This is a genomic window from Paenibacillus sp. UNC496MF (genome assembly GCF_900113915.1).
GTDB lineage: Bacteria > Bacillota > Bacilli > Paenibacillales > Paenibacillaceae > Paenibacillus_Z > Paenibacillus_Z artemisiicola.
The window spans coordinates 1-18,776 of the sequence record NZ_FORE01000019.1 but is presented as its reverse complement, the minus strand read 5'-3'; the positions used below and the strand labels follow the sequence as shown (position 1 = coordinate 18,776).

Annotated in this window: 9 protein-coding genes; all 9 read right to left on the bottom strand. The window is 47.6% G+C overall.

All coding sequences use genetic code 11. The annotated features are described in order from the left end of the window. Positions 1–12: 12 nt before the first annotated feature. The 9 genes from BMZ79_RS29125 to BMZ79_RS29085 all read right to left on the bottom strand — a co-directional run bounded on the left by BMZ79_RS29125 (position 13) and on the right by BMZ79_RS29085 (position 17,966). On the bottom strand, positions 13–5,361 hold the full coding sequence (locus BMZ79_RS29125) for an RHS repeat-associated core domain-containing protein (protein ID WP_218154823.1): 5,349 nt from the start codon (positions 5,359–5,361) through the stop codon (positions 13–15). 93 nt (positions 5,362–5,454) lie between these two features. After that, entirely contained in the window at positions 5,455–7,473 is a 2,019-nt protein-coding gene (locus BMZ79_RS29120) for an RHS repeat protein (protein ID WP_177222405.1), read from the bottom strand. Between the two features lie 882 nt (positions 7,474–8,355). Next, on the bottom strand, positions 8,356–10,833 hold the full coding sequence (locus BMZ79_RS29115) for a GH116 family glycosyl hydrolase (RefSeq protein ID WP_090647525.1): 2,478 nt from the start codon (positions 10,831–10,833) through the stop codon (positions 8,356–8,358). Continuing rightward, positions 10,820–11,920, bottom strand: coding sequence for a response regulator (locus tag BMZ79_RS29110; protein ID WP_090647523.1), 1,101 nt, complete (start codon positions 11,918–11,920; stop codon positions 10,820–10,822). The genes BMZ79_RS29115 and BMZ79_RS29110 overlap by 14 nt, the downstream gene beginning before the upstream one ends. Next, entirely contained in the window at positions 11,917–13,701 is a 1,785-nt protein-coding gene (locus tag BMZ79_RS29105) for a cache domain-containing sensor histidine kinase (RefSeq protein WP_090647520.1), read from the bottom strand. Before BMZ79_RS29105 ends, BMZ79_RS29110 begins: the two co-directional genes overlap by 4 nt. Positions 13,702–13,704: 3 nt before the next feature. After that, positions 13,705–14,787 carry a Gfo/Idh/MocA family protein gene (locus tag BMZ79_RS29100; protein ID WP_090647517.1) on the bottom strand — a complete coding sequence of 361 codons (1,083 nt, stop codon included), beginning with the start codon at positions 14,785–14,787 and terminating at the stop codon, positions 13,705–13,707. Between the two features lie 93 nt (positions 14,788–14,880). Further along, positions 14,881–15,711, bottom strand: a complete 831-nt coding sequence (locus tag BMZ79_RS29095; protein WP_090647514.1) for a carbohydrate ABC transporter permease — start codon at positions 15,709–15,711, stop codon at positions 14,881–14,883. Next, entirely contained in the window at positions 15,708–16,595 is an 888-nt protein-coding gene (locus tag BMZ79_RS29090) for a carbohydrate ABC transporter permease (protein ID WP_090647511.1), read from the bottom strand. Before BMZ79_RS29090 ends, BMZ79_RS29095 begins: the two co-directional genes overlap by 4 nt. A 63-nt stretch (positions 16,596–16,658) precedes the next feature. Then, complete coding sequence (locus tag BMZ79_RS29085) at positions 16,659–17,966, bottom strand: ABC transporter substrate-binding protein (protein ID WP_090647508.1); 1,308 nt, start codon at positions 17,964–17,966, stop codon at positions 16,659–16,661. Positions 17,967–18,776: the final 810 nt, after the last annotated feature.

Genomic DNA, 18,776 nt, shown 5'->3' with positions numbered 1-18,776 from the left:
CCTCAAGATAGATTAATATGCAGCGTAACTATTAGTCCCTTTTCGTACAATGATACTTCCCCCACTATTTCTAACTGTTGCCTGAGCATTTTTAGAAACCTTAGTTTTTGGAGAGACATACAAATCGATTGGTCGTCCATCTTTAGCATAGTCTCTCATTTGACTATTATTATATATATATTTTTGGTCCTTTACCTCGGTTATTCTGCCGTTGCTAACACTATCAGGGATACTTTTTCCAATCTTTTCAGTAGTACCTTTTCCGCCATTTTTATTCAGATTATTTTCTTTAAGCACATCTTTTTCAAACTTTTGCCCTCTGGTCAATTGACTGGGGACTTTACTTCCGCTTTTCGAAGAATTGACATTAATTTTTGTGCCTGCCGAGCCTCTGCTTGCTGATTGCGGCAGAGAACGAGCACCAGCACCACTACCGCCTGAACCGCCACCGGCTTGCGATACTGCCGGTCTGTAGTATTCATCTCCACCACCTCCATAATCTAACATATGTTGTTTATGCCCGCTTGGATCAGTATACCGCAGTGGACTATTCATAACATACGTATACAAATTCAGGCTTAGTGGGTTTTTAAGTTCACCTTCAAACGTATCTTCACTTGTAAACCTAGCTGATTCTGGATTATACCATCTTGAACGAAGATACTGTAACCCACTATTCTTATCCCAATATTCGGATGAATACCAGAACGGGTTATCGATCGTTTCACTCACACTTAACGGCTTGCCCCAGATATCGTAGGTATACTTATTTAAGACTGTGCCTGCATTATCCCTTAATTCAACAACATCATTATGTCCGTTGAGCAGATAAGTCGCTTTTGTTAGATTGTTTCCATCAATTCGTTCAAGTAAACCATTACCATACACATAAGAAGCCTTCGGAGTAACCGTTGTTCCATTAACAGTCGCTTCTCCAATCAAGAGCTGGTCATCCCAATAGTACCGGGTCTTAGTACCACCAGCAGTCCGTTCATAAAGCAGACCATCACCATTATACGTGTAACTGATAGTGGCAGCATCTTTGTCGGTGACCTTCGTTAATTGATTCCATTCATCATACGTGTAATTGAAATTATCAATCGAAGGTGTCGCATCTGAAATCAGACTTGTTCGATTTCCTCTTGCATCGTAACCGTAGGTCTCATGAAATTGGGTGTTCGTCAGCATTTGCCCTAATTTATCATACGTATAATTGTTGATCGTTCCATTTTCTGTACGCTTTGTTACATTGCTGCTCCAATCGCTTTCATAGTCAAAGGAGTTAACTACTGTCCCGTCTGCTTTTTTATGTTGGAGTGATTTGAGGTCCAAACCGTCATATACATAATTGCTAGTAAAATTATTCGCGTGCGTAATTGTCTTAACATTATCATTTCGATAATATGCGTAAGTTGCAGATAATTGATTATCCGTTTTCACGGTGCTAATGCGATTCACCGTATCATACGAATAGGCAATTGCTCTTCCAAAAGGATCGGTTAATCCTGTTCGATTCCCTCGTAAATCATAGGTATACTGGACTGTCTTTCCATCTGGATATGTCTTGCTTTTAAGCAAACCGGTATAGGAATCGTAATCATACTGGGTAGTACCGGTTTTATCCGCCATCGTTTTACGTTTTCCATCTGGGTTATACACATAACTTATTGTCTCACTTGGACCATAACGATACTGCAAGCGATTCTGGGTGTCATATTGATACGTAAAGGTTTTGTTATTGCGATCAATTAACTTCGACAGATTACCTTCCGCATCGTAATACATTTTTTTTTGTTTACCGGCTTCATCGGTATACTTAATTAGATTTCCTACTTCATCGTACTCTTTAATCAACTTTTTATTGTCTGGATAGGTCACGCCAGTAGAATTGCCAAGTTGATCATAGGCATACGTAAATAATTCATTCTTGGGTGTGGTTACGCTGCGCAATTCGTCTAACACATCATAGGAGTACTTGGTAACATTCTCTACACCTGGGGCATCGAAAGTCGAAATCTGAGTAATGTTATCCGCGTCATCATATTGAGTACTCCGTTTCGTTACGTAAGTACCATTTTCTAATTCCTGTTCACTTGTGACACGGTCAAGATGATCCAATTGCTTTTTAACGGGATTATTTTCTTCATCCACTTCAGTTATAGTATGAAGAATGTCGTCATACACCACTTGACTGAAACTTAAATCGGCATTCGTTGTTTTGATAAGCCGATCCCAATTATCATACGTGTACGCCGTACGATCTCCAGAAGCATCTTCATCCCAAGCCTTTCGACTTAAAGCATCATAACCGGTTTTGCTCTTCGCCTTGAAGCTTGGCGCTGCATCAGTAGGCTCTTTTTCATATATTTCACTTTTAATCTGCCTTCCCAGGCCATCCCAAGTGATTCTTGTTTGCACCCCTGCTTCATCGGTTTGAGTCACTTGGTTATTTGTATCGTCGTAAACAAGACTATTCCAAGAAGTATTCGGATTGGTTACTTTCGTCAAACGATCCAGCTTATCGTACTGGTACGATGTTTTGTTAGATCGACCATCCGTGTAGGTCAGCATGTTTCCGGATAGTTTATCGTACGTCGAAGAGGTGCTGCTGCTTTGTTGAACCCCGTCAGCATCTTTGTAGAGGGCGGTTTCTTTAGTCAGATATGCAGATCCGTAGGCAGGATCATACTCATACGTGGTTAAGGCTTGTCTTGCTGTATCAAAGTCCGTTGTCGCAACCACATTCCCAAAGCCGTCATAATCGTACGTCGACCGCTGGAGTACAGCACCTGCCGCATTGTTTAATTTCAGTTTATAATCCAGCACATCTCCCTGAGCGTTACGAATCATGTCAACAAACAGAGAATCAGTAGCTGAGACTGGCCACGTTTCGGTTAATTTAAAGTGCGTTGTAGGATCATACGTAAACGTGGTCGTTTTATTTAACGCATTTGTACGCGTGAGTATATTGCCATAATCATCAAACGTTTTTGAATCCATGATCGGTTCCGATTGTGCAGACGTTGAACGATAATAGGATGTTGTGGAAATCGGAGATGGAATTCGTCTCGCTTCATCGAATGTATTGTTGGTTATCTGTTTAATGGCTAAATCGGAAGCTTCAATATTGGTATTATAGATCATTGGAGGTGTCTGATTATCGATGAAGTCTTTCTTGTACGTGTAAAGCGTTTCAATCTGTCCACGAATGGTCTTCGTGGTAAAGTTCATATCGACATTATAGGAGTTCCCCATGTCTGTTGGGTAGATAAAAGCCATACGGTTCGCGTCAGAAGTTGTCTGGTCGGAGTATGTAACGACATCTTTACGAACAGCCAATCGATAGGCTTCATTTACGGAACTTGCACTTGTATACCGCTTGACCGGCGTAGCCTCATATTCATAAACAGACTTTGCTCCAGTCGGGTACGTCACGCCTGTAATTAAAGCATAGGGGTTAAGCGTCGTTGGCGTTGTCGAGAGCAAGTCAAACTTTGCTGTGGCGATGGAGTAATCATAGGTTGTTTTCCGGTTTAAGGGATCAATGACTTGAGTAAGTAGTTCTTTGCCATTTTGAATTGTCTTTTTGTAGATGACCTGGCGATCCCCCATCGTGAGCGTAACCGCGGAGGACGTGTACTGAATTGTAATTTGATTACCAATCGCATCTGTAATTTGAGTTAATAACGTCCCATAAGGAGAAACATCTGCATACTGAAAGGACGTATTGTTATTGTACGCATCGGAAATCTGCAGCACTTTCCCTTTGTCATCAAAATACTGTTTTTCTCCCGTAATACTATTTCGCAGGACTTGGGCAGATTTCAGCCCATTAACCGTGACCGAAGTATCGCTTGCTAAAGTAAGATCCTTCCACGGGTATCCTTTTAGTACGCCTGCTTCAACTTGATATGAACCGCCGTCTGCCAGATGAATATACGTTCCGTTATCAAAAGTCACATACGGGATGTTCCACGACCAGCCGATTCCCAGCGGTGCACGCTTCTGATCTTTAGAGTCTACAATACTATTTGAATATGAAACTTGATCAAACGTATCAATTGGGGTCGTAATTAAAGATGCATAATCATATTTGTAGTAGCGATTATAATTTGCATCAGATTCACTAAACGCCTGCGAGCCCTTCTTGTTGTTGAAAATGGCTACCGCATTCTGTGCATCCGATAAAAGATACGGACCATCAGGCTCTCTATATGATTCTGTCCTTAAGTATTGATAAGCGGAAGTGAACGCCGGAATTAAATAATATTTATGCAGGTAGTAGCGGTCATCGGTCGAACAGTAACTCGGACCTGCTTCTTCTTTGTATTGAACTAAGGAATTATAAAAGCTTGCGCGTTCACTTTCAGATGAAAAAGATCTTTGAGTAGGTGTTGATGGATCAAACCACTCGCTCTCCTGCAAAACAAAAGAGTTATCACTGCATTTGTACTTCACATTTAATACATGGTAGTTATAGTTTAGATAGTACACATTGCCATACACATCGACTTGATAATTCGTGTTAATGTTATAGATCGGGACACTGGATACATTCTCTTTAACATCGGCTTCATATAATTGCGATGCCCCCGAGTCGTAAGAACGGGTCAGCGTAAAACGGTGTCCATTACGGCCGGGAAGGGTTAGGTCCGGTTCGGTAAATGACAACGTACCGGATACAGTGGATACATCCTCTGTGTCCTGGCTAACTTTATACGGAGCCTCATCTCCTTTAATTTTCAACAATTCAAGATTTGGCTTTTCAGGCTGCGGTGGTAAGGCTTCCGTTTGAAAATCATTCGTTACCGTTAAATCAATGTCACCTAAATCGGATGAAATCTGGCTTTCGGCAGTTTCGGACGTATTTATGACCGTCCTAGGTTCTGCTGCCCCCGCAGCACGGCTGCCTTCTGCAGATTGTGTGCCACTGGTTGCTTCTTCCAATGTAAATCCTTGATCTAGCTTTTTTTGGATTTCCGCCTCACTAACCTGCGTTTCAGTAGAGACTGCCTCCAAATTCAAACCCGTAAGTTCTTCGTTTTGTTTCGTCAAGGCTTCATCTAATTCTCGCTGTTTAAGCCGTATTAACCGCTCCGTTAAATCCCGGTCACTTGTTTCTTGAGAACTAACAAGCTCCTCATATGATGGGTTTGCACTGATATCCGGTTCTTCGTTTCGGCCAGCATTTTGTGCAAGACCGAAATTAATCTGATCGTTAATCCATTGTCGTTCCGCATCCTCAAAGTTTAGCTGCTCTGTATAATTGTAAGAATTATAATTATTTACATTGACATCTGGCGTTGCCTCACCCGTACCACTATTTGGTGCTGCCCAGGATTGATAGTTAGTAGTCGTCATGAGTAAAGTGACAATTACTAATACAACCAAATATCTTAGTCTCTTCTTCAAGTTATCTCCACCTTAATTGAAATTTCAGACCATTTCCCCTATTTACGAAACAACTTTTGAAATCAGATTTCCATTACTATCATAGGTATAGGTGATTTTCTTTCCGCTAGTAAGATATACATTGGCCAATCTTCCTGCTTGGTCGTATTCATACGTTGTCGCTAAATGACGAACACTGAACACAGCATCCGATTCATCCCATGCACCATAGGTTGTTCCATTAAAAGATCTTATTCTTATTAAAGCAGTTGTAGTTGGCGCAATTGTACGAAAGTCTATTGTGGCTGATGTATCACCCGGTGGAGTTAGGGAGAGCAAATCTTTCCATGTTACCCCATTGTCTCCAGAGAGTTGAATTTGATATTGCAAACTGGATTGTGGTTTATTCTGGTCTTCACCGGCTAACCACTGGATAGGAGTTGAAGCATCAACGGTTTCTCCGCCGTTTGGGGATACGAGCTGTGTAACGAGTGTATACGTAACGCTGATGACAATGTTGGCCTTACTGCCAGAAGCTGCACTAAAGGCAATTGAGTTTGTTCCTGGTATTATACCGGTACCAAGAGGAATAACTTTGGAAGCGGCTCCGGATAAGTTACCAACGGTATAACTTGTACTGCCGTTATTTAATTTAAAGCTACCATTTACTAAAGAGATATTTTGCGCGATGTTTAGTTTGATTCCTGTTGATTGTAGTACTCCCAACGGAGCGTTGACTGAAGCATTGCTTACTCCATTGACAAAGAGCTCACAATGATTCTTTATGCCTCCAGAAAAGATAGAAGTGTATTTGGCTTCAAACGTACTTGAGGCATAGCTTGATGCAAAATCTTTGGAGAAACAGGTGGTTGTCGTTGAGGTTATACCTACGTCAGAAGGTTCAGTAGTTCTTGTTTGTCCAGGAGGATCTCCAGGACTAGAGCCACTCGTGTTAGTTATGGTTGCAGTGACATTAATATTTGTAATAGAAAAGGCTGTATTAACATTTGAGGCTGGGACGACTGTCCCGCTGCTTGAAGTGGTGGTACCTGTCTTGGATACAGATGTGATCTTAGAATAGTCTTGTGAAGTGACCGTTGCACTCGCACTAATATTGGTAGCATTTTTCGGAACATCAAATGTGTATACTTTTCCATTTTCTACACCAGAGATTGTAGAGGTTATTGTTGTTGGATCAATGGTAATGGGATAAGTAAGTCCTACTGCATCTATTTCTAAGTCTATGTACTTCTTATTATCCGTCTCTCGAAGCTGTTGATTTACCACGCGTTTCGTACCTTTCGCATCCACCAACCACGCTGGAAGTATGCTAAATACATCAGATGTTAAGTTGCCGTCGATGTCTCCGATTACTTCATATGAAATTTTTTTAGGAGACAAATCATTCTTAAGCACAATGGTTTCCTTAATCCCGTTTCTCTGGACCTCCAGTGATACGTCTGTATTTTCCCAGGCGTCCTTATAGAAGATCGTTGAAAGAGATGTTTGACTTCCGATGACATCGTAGCTCTCTACGGGTACAAACTCAATGTTATCCTCTCCTTTTGAGATGGAGTACCCTAAATTAAACGTTTGAGGTACTCGTACATCAAAGGGAACTCTTGGGGCTCTAAAACTCTTTCCGTCTTCTGCATTTTCCGCACTCACACTCTCATCAGTCTCAGTCTTATTTTTAACTATTAACTCTTTAGACTTTGAGCTTATGCTGGCCAATCGATTCTCAGCGACTAATGTTGTATTGATATTCTGATATTCATTGTTTTCATCCAAGTAATGAAGCTCATAGGGAGAAATCACAGCTTCATATTTACCGTTCGGTAGGACAAAGTGTTTTTCATTGCTTGTCCTAAGGCTAGGGATCTCAATGGCCTTTCGATTGATAAGATTGTCGATCTTCTTTTGCACAATGTCTTTTGCACTCGAATTTTGCGAATTAATCATTGCTTCGTTTTTGACAATATTATTTTGGGTAACATTGCTACTTGCTGTCACAAATTGTGGTGTGACGAACGTTTGGCAGGATAGTAGAATTGCACCAAACATGAGATATTTCCTAATCACATTAATCCTCCTCATATTCAATCCTTACAAAAATGCGCTGTTTTCCCTAAAGCATTCCCACTACCTCTATCCCCCTTAAAAAATGCATTTTATTTTTATAAATTTTTACCAATTTACAATAATACAATTTTGATATCATTTACTGTCGAATACCGTTGTCGAATTTAATTATTTTAAATTGTGGAAATTTTTATCGCTGGATATTATCGCGGAAACGACGTTGCATCACATCAGCTGCTCATGCATCTTGAAATAAAAAAGATGGCCACAAAATCGGCCATCATTTCCCCATTCGTTTCAAGCTCTTACGAATTTCCTTCATGTCCTTGTCCCAATTCTTGTTTGGTGGAACACGAACACCCATCTCAAATTTCACAATTTTCTTCGATTTTGCTTTCGCCTCTGGACCCTTCCATAATCGCATAACGATCACTATCCATCCAAAATAGTAGACTTAGTAGATTCAGTTATGCCCGTTTGCACGCCTTTGGGTTGCCATGGCACCAAGCGGTGAAGCTTACGAGCCGGATCGTGCTCTACTTTTGAAACAAGCTGCTTAGCTGCTTCTCATGTAACACGAAAATGGGTTTGTTCGTGGGATCTAAAGACTGCACGGAGTACCGGATTGCTTTGGGCAAAGGGCATTGCCCCGTAGATCGAGGCCGGGACGATAGCCATACATCAACAAACGGACTGCATGTGGGCAGAAGAAGAAGATTAATATAACGAAATATCTAGCGCGACAAACCTTCCATTTCGACGTTGAAGTGATCCGCGCTCAATCCAAAGAAGTCTCTAACTCCGCAATGAATGCGTGCGTCGGAGACTTCTTCCTTTATGCCGCCAACCGGTGCACGGTGCACAGCATTTAGCTATTCGCAATCAGATGACGCGCACCTGATCGATTTCTATTTTGCCCGCTTTGACGTCGACGAACGGCTTGCCGCCGCGCATGCCTGCAATGCCGTAGCCGCCGGACGTGCAGAGGAAACTGCCGTAATCTTCGACAGACCTCGGCGACAAGTACAGCGTTCGGTCAATCGCGTCGTAACGCGTGCCGCTCCATCCCTGAATTAAACCGTAGGAAGCCATCGCCCGTGCGTACCAATGGCCGCATTCGTATTCGTCGAAAGGATTTCGTGTCCGGCCGTCGTAGCGGTCTCGGCAGATTCGCACGATATCCAATCCTTCCTCCGCGCAGCCGACCGAGAGCAGATGAGAGGCGACCTGGTATTCGATTCCCGTCCACACCTCGTTGCTGTATACGAACGGAAGCGCCAATTGGCCGCCCTTCGGCCACGTACATAACAGCAGCCCGCCTTCGTCGCCGATCGCGAAACCGGGACGCTGCGGATTGACATGGTCGGATAAATCGCGCTTGAGATTATACTTGTATACGCTGAGCAAGTGGCTGCGGACGTTGTCGCGGTCGAGGATATCGCCGAGTCCGCACATCTCGGCCAGCCAAGCGCCGATGACGCCGTCGGAGAGACAGCCCATGCCGTATTGGTATTTCGGGCCTTGTCCCTTCAAGAGCTCGATCGCCTCGGTCGAGTAATTGACGTTCCACGCCTGCTCGCCGCTTGTCGGAGAAGGCGTCCGAAGACCTTCCCAAACGATATGCTGTTCGTAATATTCTCCGTTAAACAGCACGTGATCCAAATAATGCCTGCCTCGCAGATACAAGGAACCGTAAGGGTCGGCTTCCCCGAGCGCTTGCGCCATCAGCGAAGCGGCCTTCAAAGCGCCAACGTAGATGGAGGAACACATCCCGTCCGGTCCCCAAAATTCAATATCGTACGTATTGTGATGCGGCTCGGATAGCACCCCTTCCTTCTTCGGATCCCATTCTTCGATGCAATAGTCCAAGCTCGATTTGATTTTGGGCCACAGGATCCAGAGCCATTCCGTATTCCCGCCGATCCGCCACTCCCGGTACGCCTTCATGATGCCGCCGAGCTGACCGTCGCTCGCTGCGTGGAAGTCGTGGTCGGCCGGTTGAATCGGCAGCGGAATGCGAAAATTCTGGTGTCCCCGCTCATCCTGTCCTTCCGTGAATTCGGTCGTGCGAACGCCTCGTTCCAATTCGGGAAATAAATGCGGAAGCGCTTGCGCATAATTCCACACATGCGTGCAGGTACCGTGGCAGCTGCCCCGAGTGTCCTCGCTTCCCTCCCAGCCCCAGAACCTGCCGTCCGTCTGACGGAGCACGGTCGGCGATTTCAAGATCGACAGATTTGCCGCGATGGCATGCACGAGCTCGGCGGGCATCGACGTCCCATAGAAACTGTCGGTAAAGTCGCGGCTCTCCTTGCGCATCCGGTCGTAGTGTTGGAGCCAATAATCGGCGACATCGCTGGCGCCGGCGAACCTTCCCGCATACCAAGGTTTATGGAATTCCAGTACGGCACGACCTTTGCCATCTACCTTTTCCTGCGATGAAGCGGCGGGACTGGGAACACCGACGGTTAGGTTGGTCTCCGGAACCCACCAAGACAGCATCAGCCTGACCGTCTTTCGTTCGTTGGGAAGAAGCGCCACCGGGACGAAAAGGCTCGCTCCCGGTCCGGGCTTGCCTTCCGCTACCGGCGCTTTCTCCTGGTAATGTCCGGCGGCGATATCGTTCCAGATCATCGTGAGCGGATCGAACCAGCCGCCGCGAAACCATGCGCAGTCCGCCTTCGCTCCGGGATCGTCCGTGACGGCGCTGAATGCCCCCTGCTCCCAGCCGCGGTTCTCGATCGGCGGCTGCTCCAGCCTGAAGCCCCGACCCGAATCCGATCGGACAATGCGATGATTGCCGGAGCCGTCCGCTGCCAAGAAATTGGCGGCATGAAACGAATAGACGAGCTCTACCGTCCGATCCGTCGCGTTGGAGAACGTGAATTCCAGGCCGGCCGTGGGCAAGCTCGAATCGTCGGCGTTCAGCGGAATGAACGGACTCCATCCGGTGATCGATACGTCGACCGGAATTTGGGGATCTCGCAGCTCCACCGTTCCGAACGGAAACCGGGAACTGAACGCCGCCTCCTTAAATCGCGGCAGCCCGTAATGCTTGCCGAACAAGCCATTCCCCGGCCCGACGAACCGATCCGACCGATGGCTGAATATTTTCCAGGACGGCACCGGCCCTTCCAGCACCCTCGCCAGATTGCCCGACTCGCTCTTGACGCAGAGCGCGGAGAACATCATCGGCTCGTGGGTGACGTCCGGCGCGTTGCGCAAGGAAAAATGAGTCATCGCGCCCGTTCCTTCCAAGCAAAACATGCCTGCGCCGATGCCTCCGAGCGGAAACGCGACATGCGAATTTCGGGCGCCGGCATAGCTGCCGTCCTGCCGCTTCTCCTCAATGTTCTTCATATGACGAGCAGCCTCCTGTCGACTCTTCCTTTTGTCTCATTTCCATCGGGGATACCCCGTAATGCTTTTTAAATAGTTTATGAAAATAGGACACGTCTTCATACCCTGCTCTTCTCGCGATATGCTTGATTTGCGTGCCGTCCTGCATCACCCATGATCTAGCCGCTTCCATGCGAAGGCGGATGATCTGCTCCATGAGATTCTCCCCGAATCGGAGCTTATACATTTTGCTCAGGTATTCCTTGCTCACGAAAAACCGGTGCGCAAGCGTTTCCAATGAAATCGAATCGGCGTAATGCTGCTGAACGTAATCGAAGATTAGATTCAGATTGAGTTTTTTGCGCTCTTTCCTGCTCGAGATGATGCTGCCCATCGCTTCCCGGTAAATGCCGAGCAAGGCTTCGGCGATATCCGCGGCGGCAAACTGCTGCGGCGCATAGGCTTTCATGAATTTATCGCGCAGCACGTCGAGCAGCTCCGCGCACTCCATCGCGGCGAATTCCTCCAGCATAATCAAGAACTCATGATAAATTCGAAACCACTGCGGAGCGCCGCAATTAAAATGGGCGTCCACGTAAGAGATGCATTCCAGCAGCGCGTCTTCAGCCGATTTAACGGCCAATTCGTTCAGATGGGCGGAAACGCTCCGTTTATAGTCATTGAGAACGGTTAGCAGCTCGGGGGAAAGCGCCACTAATGCCTCGGAGATCTGGCGTTGGCGCTGCTCGAGGCAGAGCTTCAACGCTTGCTTCAGCTGCTCGGGGTCGACCGGCTTCAACAAGTATTCTACGGCAGCGGAGCGTATCGCTTGGCGCGTGTATTTGAAGTCGTCATGCCCGCTAAGTACAATAATTTTCGTATCCAGCTGAGCCGTCTCGATTTGGCGAAGCATATCGATGCCGTCGACGACCGGCATGTTCATATCCGTGATGATGATATCCGGATGCTTCTCGCGGATGAGCTGCAAGCCATCCTCCCCGTTGTCCGCTTCCCCAATCACCTCGATGTCCATGTCGGCTTGAATAACGAATTGCTTGATCAATTCGCGAGTCCATGATTCATCTTCGACGATAAGTAAGTTAGTCAAGAGAATCCCCCTCCCTGCGCAGACAGATTAGGCAGCACGAGCGTAACCCGGGTCCCGCTCTGCCACTCGCTTTCGATTTCCAGTCCGAATTCGGATCCGAATTGCGTCTTCATTCTCGCGTGAATGTTGCTTAAAGCCATGCTTTCCTTCGATTCGATAATGTCTTCGATGTTCCGGGACAGACGCTCCTTCAGCTCGAATTCGGACTGCTCGGACATTCCTGTTCCGTTATCGGCAATTTCAATACGCAATTTGTCCGGCTCCCACGTTGTCTTGATGCGGATGACCCAACCGCCTCTTTTATTGCGGAAACCGTGCTCGAACGCGTTTTCGACGATGGGCTGCAGCGATAACGGAGGAATCAGACCGCTGCCCGCCGCAGAATCGTCCTCCCATTCCACCGTGATTTTATCTTTGAACCTGAATTTCTGTATGACCAGATAGTTGCGAATATGCTCGAATTCTTGCTTCAGCTCGACCAAATCTCCGCCCACTTTCATCGTATAACGAAGATTGCTGCTCATCGCCTGAATGATGTGGTAAATATCGGGAACATCCTTCACGACCGCCATCGCGCCGATCGATTGCAGCGTGTTATGCAGGAAGTGGGGATTTATTTGCGCTTGCAGCGCTTTTAATTGCGCCGTTCGTTTCTCGATATGGATCTGGTAACGCGACTTGATGATTTGGGCGTATTTCTGCTCCAATAAGCCGATTTCATCCTGCCGTTCATGGCCGATGTAGATTTCGCTGTTCGTTTCTTCCGTCCAAGTGATCGCCCTGACCAGCTTCAGAATAGGGGCCGTCGCCTTGTTCGAAACAATGATCGAGAATAGAATCGAAACGACGATCAGGATGGATACGATCCAGATGCTGAACCAGATCGTGTTCTTCCCGCTCTCGGAGACGACGCTGGTCGGAATCAATTTCACAAGCGTCATCTTGCCTCCGGCGAATGGCTGATAGAACGCATAATACTTGCCGCTTTTGTAGAAATGGTCGCCTGAATGGCCGTGAATCCGCGTAATAATGTCTTCCGGGACGGCCGTAGCAGCCCCGCTCACCATCGGTTCGAGCACGACCTTCCCCGTATCGTCCAAGATCAGAATCTTTGCCGAATCGCCGCTTTTCAACGATTCGAACAGCGGATTGAACATGCTCCAGTTCACCTGCAGCGCAATGCCGCCCTCCAAATCGCGTCCGATAAATCGGTAGATGGAACGATACATCGTGAAATGACCGGGATCGGGATCGGCGATAAAGGCTGCTTTCCTGCCGCCAAGCGCATTCCACGGCGCGACCGACCCTTGATCGTTCAAGATGCGTTCTTCGCCGCTACGGATGGCGTATACCCTGCCTGCATCCTTCTTGAACAATTGGATTTCGTCGAAGCTTTTCAGATTGGAAACATACTGCGCCGACAATTTATCGAACAGATTATTTTGTACCGGGAATTCGACGGGATCGTCCGGCTTCTGCGCGGCATCCATAAAGGTTGAAACGGCTTGGTCGTTCATTAAGGAAAACAAAATCTGATCCAAGACCTGAATTTGATCGTCGACAAAGGAACCGGTCCATTCGATTTTGGACAGGTTGGAACGGGTAATTTCCGACTCCAGGCGATCCTCGGCGTTACGGATGGCCACGACGGTCAGCACGATTAAGGGCAAGCAGGTCAGAAGCATCATGACGAGGAACAGCTTCCGCTTGATGCTGCTGGAAAAGGATTGAATGAACGACTGGAAAGCCGCGAGCAATTTTAAGCGCAGACGATTCGACATCGGCTACTTCAACGAATCCATGATCATACCGAAGATTCGAAGATCATTCTTGTAGTCTTCCGGCGTCGTTTTCGGCGTTTTCTTCTCCGTTAAGACTTCGTACAGTTCGTTCAATTCCAGCGTATAGGGATCGGTAAGCGTCGGCCGAATCACGGATTCCTTGTACTGCTCGCCCTCGGTTTCGTTAATGAACAGCTTGGTCGGAAGATGGCGGATATAAGGCGTATCGTACTGCACCTTCACCGACTTGCGGCTGGCGTACACCTCGATATGGGCGTCGAACCTCCCTTGTTGGTCCATCCCGGTCTCGTACGTAACGGAAAATCGGCCATAATCGAAGATGGCGGTCAGAAAAATGCTGCCCGGCTGCTGAGTGACCTTGGCTCCGACGACGCCGAGCGGCATTCCTAGCGCTTCCCTCATGGCAGACAGGTCATGGCTGCCCAAGCCGGTCAGGAAGCGGTACACGCCGAACAACGGAGAGCTCGGCTCGAGGCCAGTCGCTTCGATGCCCAAGCGTTCCGACCTGGCGGCTCGATCGGCTTTGGCCGATTTCGGAATATCGTCGAAAGCGACCGTAGGGCTGGTCGGCCGAATAAAATAACCGTTAGGTCCAATAATGTCTCTGACGCGTGCGTATGCAATCTGGTCCAACCCGCCGATTTCCTTGACCAGTTCGGTGAAGGAAGCCGCATACCGCCGCATGTAGCCAACCATTACCGTTACGTTATGCCGGTCGCGCTCAGTAATGATCGCATCGGCTTCCGCCGCGGTTAGGCACATTGGCTTCTCCATGAACACATGCTTGCCATGGCGGATCGCCTCGATCGCGCATTCGGCATGATATTCGTCGCTGTTCAAGATGAACACCACGTCGATGTCCGGCTGCTTGACAAGGTCCGCCATGTTCGTATACCGGTTCTCGACGTTATACTGCTGCCCCAGATGCTCGACCAGCCGGGGGGAAATATCGCATAAAGCGGTCACCCGGAAACGATCTGCAAGCGATTGCAATACTGGCAGGTGAATGACCTGCGCGACTTCCCCCAGGCCGATCATGCCGACGTTTAACGCTGTTCGTGCCATATTCCGTTCACTCCCGTAGATGATGATTGATTTCTATTGTAACGATTAAATGATTGCGCTGCATTTGGAAATATCTAGAATAGGTCATACGCGTTATCCTTTTATGGCCCCTTCCGCAATCCCTTGAACGATATATTTCTGGAAAACGAGATAAACCAGAATTACCGGCAGCGACGTCAGCACCAGAATGCTCAGAATGTAGGACCACTCCGTCGAATACGAGCTGAAGAACGTGCTGGCCAGCAGAACGAGCGTGTAGCTCTTATAATCCGTAATCATGATCAGCGGCAGCATGAAGTCGTTCCATACCCACAGAATATCCAAGATGACGATCGTCATCGTAATCGGGATAAGCAGCGGGAAAATAATGCTCGTGAACGTCTTCAGCTGTCCGCTGCCGTCCATCTGAGCGGATTCCTCCAATTCGCGCGGAATCGATTTGACGAACCCGTGGTAGAGGAAGATTGCGAAATTGACGCCCAGGCCAATGTAAATCAAAGGCAAACGATACACCGAGCCTTGGATTTGAAGACCGGAAGCGACCTGGATCAGCGAGAACATGATGGAATAAAAGGGAATCAGCATGGACGACAGGAACAGAAAAAATAGAAACGCGCTAAGCTTCCCCGGCGTACGTGATAATTTGTAACCGGCGAGCGCGCTGCAGACGACGATGCCCGCAATCGACAGGAACGTAATAATGAACGTGTTATACAAGCTGCGCAGAATGTGAACTTCCGTCAGGACGTATTTATAATTCTCCCAATGCATCGTCTTCGGCCACTCGATCACGGATTTGAACATCTCGCCTTGCGTCTTGAGCGAATTCACGAGCGCAAGCGCGATGGGAAACATAAAGAAAATCGTGACGGCGATCAGCAGCAGGACGATGAGCGACGAAAGCAGCCGATTCTTTTTCCTCATGCTTCTACCTCTCTTTTCTTGAGCACGGACACCTGGGTGACGGTAATGACCAGAATGATCAAGAATAAAATCATCGCTTTGGCGGTCGCGTAGCCGTAACGCAAGTCTCTCGCGAAGCCTTCCTGATAAATGTTGAACGCGATGACTTCCGTGCTATAACCCGGGCCTCCACCGGTGAGCGCATAGACGACCTCGAAGATTTTGAAGGAGCCGTTTAAGGTCAAGAACACGCATATCGTGATGGCCGGCATGATCATCGGCAGCGTAATGTGCAGGAATTTGCGAAAGGTCGTCGCGCCGTCGATCGTCGCGGCCTCCTGCAAATCCCGGGGCACGCCTTGCAGAGCCGCGATATAGATGACCATCAAATAACCGGCACCCTGCCACACCGATACGAGCAGGATTGATACGAACGCCATGGAAGAAGAGCCGAGCCACGGCTGGTCCAGGATGTGCAGCACCGTCTTCTCCGCGAGTTGGGGGAAAACCGTCGAAAAGATGAACGTCCACATCAGCGTACTGATATAGACACTGAACATGTTGGGCAGGAAGAACAAGGTCCGGAACAGCGATTTGGTTCGCATCCGGCTTTCCACCAGCAATGCCAGCGAGAGACCGATTACATTTTGCAAGATGACGATTGCGAGCACGTACTTCAAGGTATAGAACAACGAATAGATGAATCTCGAATCGTCGGTGAATGATTCGATGTAATTGGCAAAACCGACGAAATTGTAATGCCGGTACAAACCGTTCCAATCTGTGAAGCTGTAGTAAATCCCGCCGATCGTTGGAACCAACAAGAAGATCGCGTAAAATACCAATGCCGGGGCTGCGAAAGCCAATAGGGACATCCAGGGTCGTTTGATTAACGCGCGATACATCTCTATCACCGCCTAACTAACGAGAAAGCGACAACGCAAGCGGTTGCCGCTTTCTCCGTTGCATTATTTTTGAAGCTCGATCGATTTCTTCCAGACTTTGTCGATTTCGTCGACCAGTTGATCCTGCGTGATTTGACCCGAGAAGTAGGATTGCGACATTTTACCAATCGCCTCGTTCGCCGATTGCGGAATCGATTGATCCAGGTACGAATGTCCGCTTTCCACGTATTGATTGCCCTGTTCCGTCCAAGGGAACGTCTCGATGTTCTGATTTTTGGCGACTTTGTTGAACTTCAATTGATCGAAGAAAGCCGAAGAGTCGTTATCGTCCAAAATGTAATTCAGGAAATCGGTGGCAACCGCTTTGTTCGGGCTGTCCGGATAGACAGTCAATGTCGTCGATACGGCCAAGTTCACCATCGTGGAATCGGGATCATCATTGACGGGAAGCGCGCCAAGACCCAGCTTGAAATTCGGATTCGCCTTCAGAATGCTGTCCGCGTACCACGTGCCGGTAATCAGCATCGCGCCTTCGCCGTTGGCGAATTTCGCCAGGCCGTCATCCGCGCCGATCTCGAGTGGGCGCTTCGTTCCGTTGGCGTTGACCAGATCGATAATGTCGAACATGCCTTTATCCTTTAACTCCTTGAAGGAAGCCTCTCCCTTGTTCATGCGCTCCCACCAATCCGGGTCTTGCTTGGCGGCCACCGATTCAAAGGCCAGCTGCGTGAGCCATCCGGGGAAGCTTTCTTCTTTGTAGGCCAGCATAAACGGCGTCACGTCGTTGCTCTTCAAGGTTTCGACGACTTGCTTCATTTCCGACAACGTCGTCGGCGCCTTCAAGCCGTACTTATCGAAAATGTCTTTGTTATAGAGATAACTCCAGGAGAAGCTTTCCATCGGAACGCCGATGACCTTGTCATTGATGGTGACGACGTTGCGAATCGTGTCGATTAACTTGCTTGCGAACGGTTCATTGGAGAGATCCGGCAAATATCCGCCCTTCTCGAAAGTCGGTCCGTCGAAGGCCGCATGGAACGAGAAGATATCCGGCGCGTCTCCGCTGGCAAGCCTCGTTTTCAATAGATTCGCGTCCGAGGGCAATTCCAGGTTATACGACACTTCGATCCCCTTGTCCGTTTTCTCTTTGGCCGCGAACTGCTTCAAATATTGATCGAATTGTTCCTTGAATCGTCCAAGTCCCGTCAACATCAGATTAAGCTCCACTTTTTTCGGCGGATCGACGGCCTGGTCTCCGCCCGAAGCACCGGTGTTATTGCCCGAATTCGATGCACTGTTGCTGCTTCCGCAAGCGCTAACGATGCTGATCAGAAGCAACAATACAAGCCAAACGCCCAATCGTTTTTTCAATGCTGCAACCCCCTTTTGGATAAACGCTAATTTGTAAGCGCTGTCTTGTTTATTATATTTTTCGTGTCTTTGTTTGTAATTGGAGAATGTTAATCGTTAGGACTGTAATAAATTGAAGTGCGCTATTCTGTTAACCGGAGCAAGTAGATTGCAACTATTTTATGTATCTTCATTCTACTCGTCATAATTTTTTCTGTCTAAAGAAGATCATTTAGACATAAAATGCAGATAGTCCGAAGGTAATAACGGGAGACATCTAATAGGCGTAGTGAAATGGTGTGAGAGATGTTTATTTCAAGGCGACGAGAAGACCCGGTTGTAGGCTATGTGTTAGACAAGAATATGCCCAAAATAGTTATATCAGGCCTATTTAGGGTCATTTATAGTGGAAATGCTGTACCACGACAGCCAGCAACTGTCCTTCCATCAACCCCAGTTGAAACACTGAGAACAAAGAAAGGCCACACCAAAAGGAGTCCATTCGCATATTCAAAAGGTGCCACACCTGCGGGAGTCATGCCGCCCGGTTGCTTTTTCTATTAACCAAAATACGAACACATGTTCGAAAAATCAGTATTTTGTGAAAAAGTAAATGAATGAACCCAACGTTAACTAACGGCTGCTCTTTAGAAACGGTTTAACAGGCTTTTCTATTAACAGAATTGCACAAACTCCGGCAATCGCAGCAGACCTTTTCGGGTCCAGCCGCGGTGCCGCACGATTCCCTGCAGCTCTGGCTTTAGGAACACGAATTGTTTATCTTCCCCGACCACGAGTTGACGTCTTTGCCGCGCGAATTCCTCACGATGT

Coding starts and splice junctions, on each gene's coding strand:
- BMZ79_RS29125 (WP_218154823.1), bottom strand. CDS start 5,361: ATGACGACTACTAACTATCAATCCTGGGCAGCACCAAATAGTGGTACG.
- BMZ79_RS29115 (WP_090647525.1), bottom strand. CDS start 10,833: ATGAAGAACATTGAGGAGAAGCGGCAGGACGGCAGCTATGCCGGCGCC.
- BMZ79_RS29105 (WP_090647520.1), bottom strand. CDS start 13,701: ATGTCGAATCGTCTGCGCTTAAAATTGCTCGCGGCTTTCCAGTCGTTC.
- BMZ79_RS29100 (WP_090647517.1), bottom strand. CDS start 14,787: ATGGCACGAACAGCGTTAAACGTCGGCATGATCGGCCTGGGGGAAGTC.
- BMZ79_RS29095 (WP_090647514.1), bottom strand. CDS start 15,711: ATGAGGAAAAAGAATCGGCTGCTTTCGTCGCTCATCGTCCTGCTGCTG.
- BMZ79_RS29090 (WP_090647511.1), bottom strand. CDS start 16,595: ATGTATCGCGCGTTAATCAAACGACCCTGGATGTCCCTATTGGCTTTC.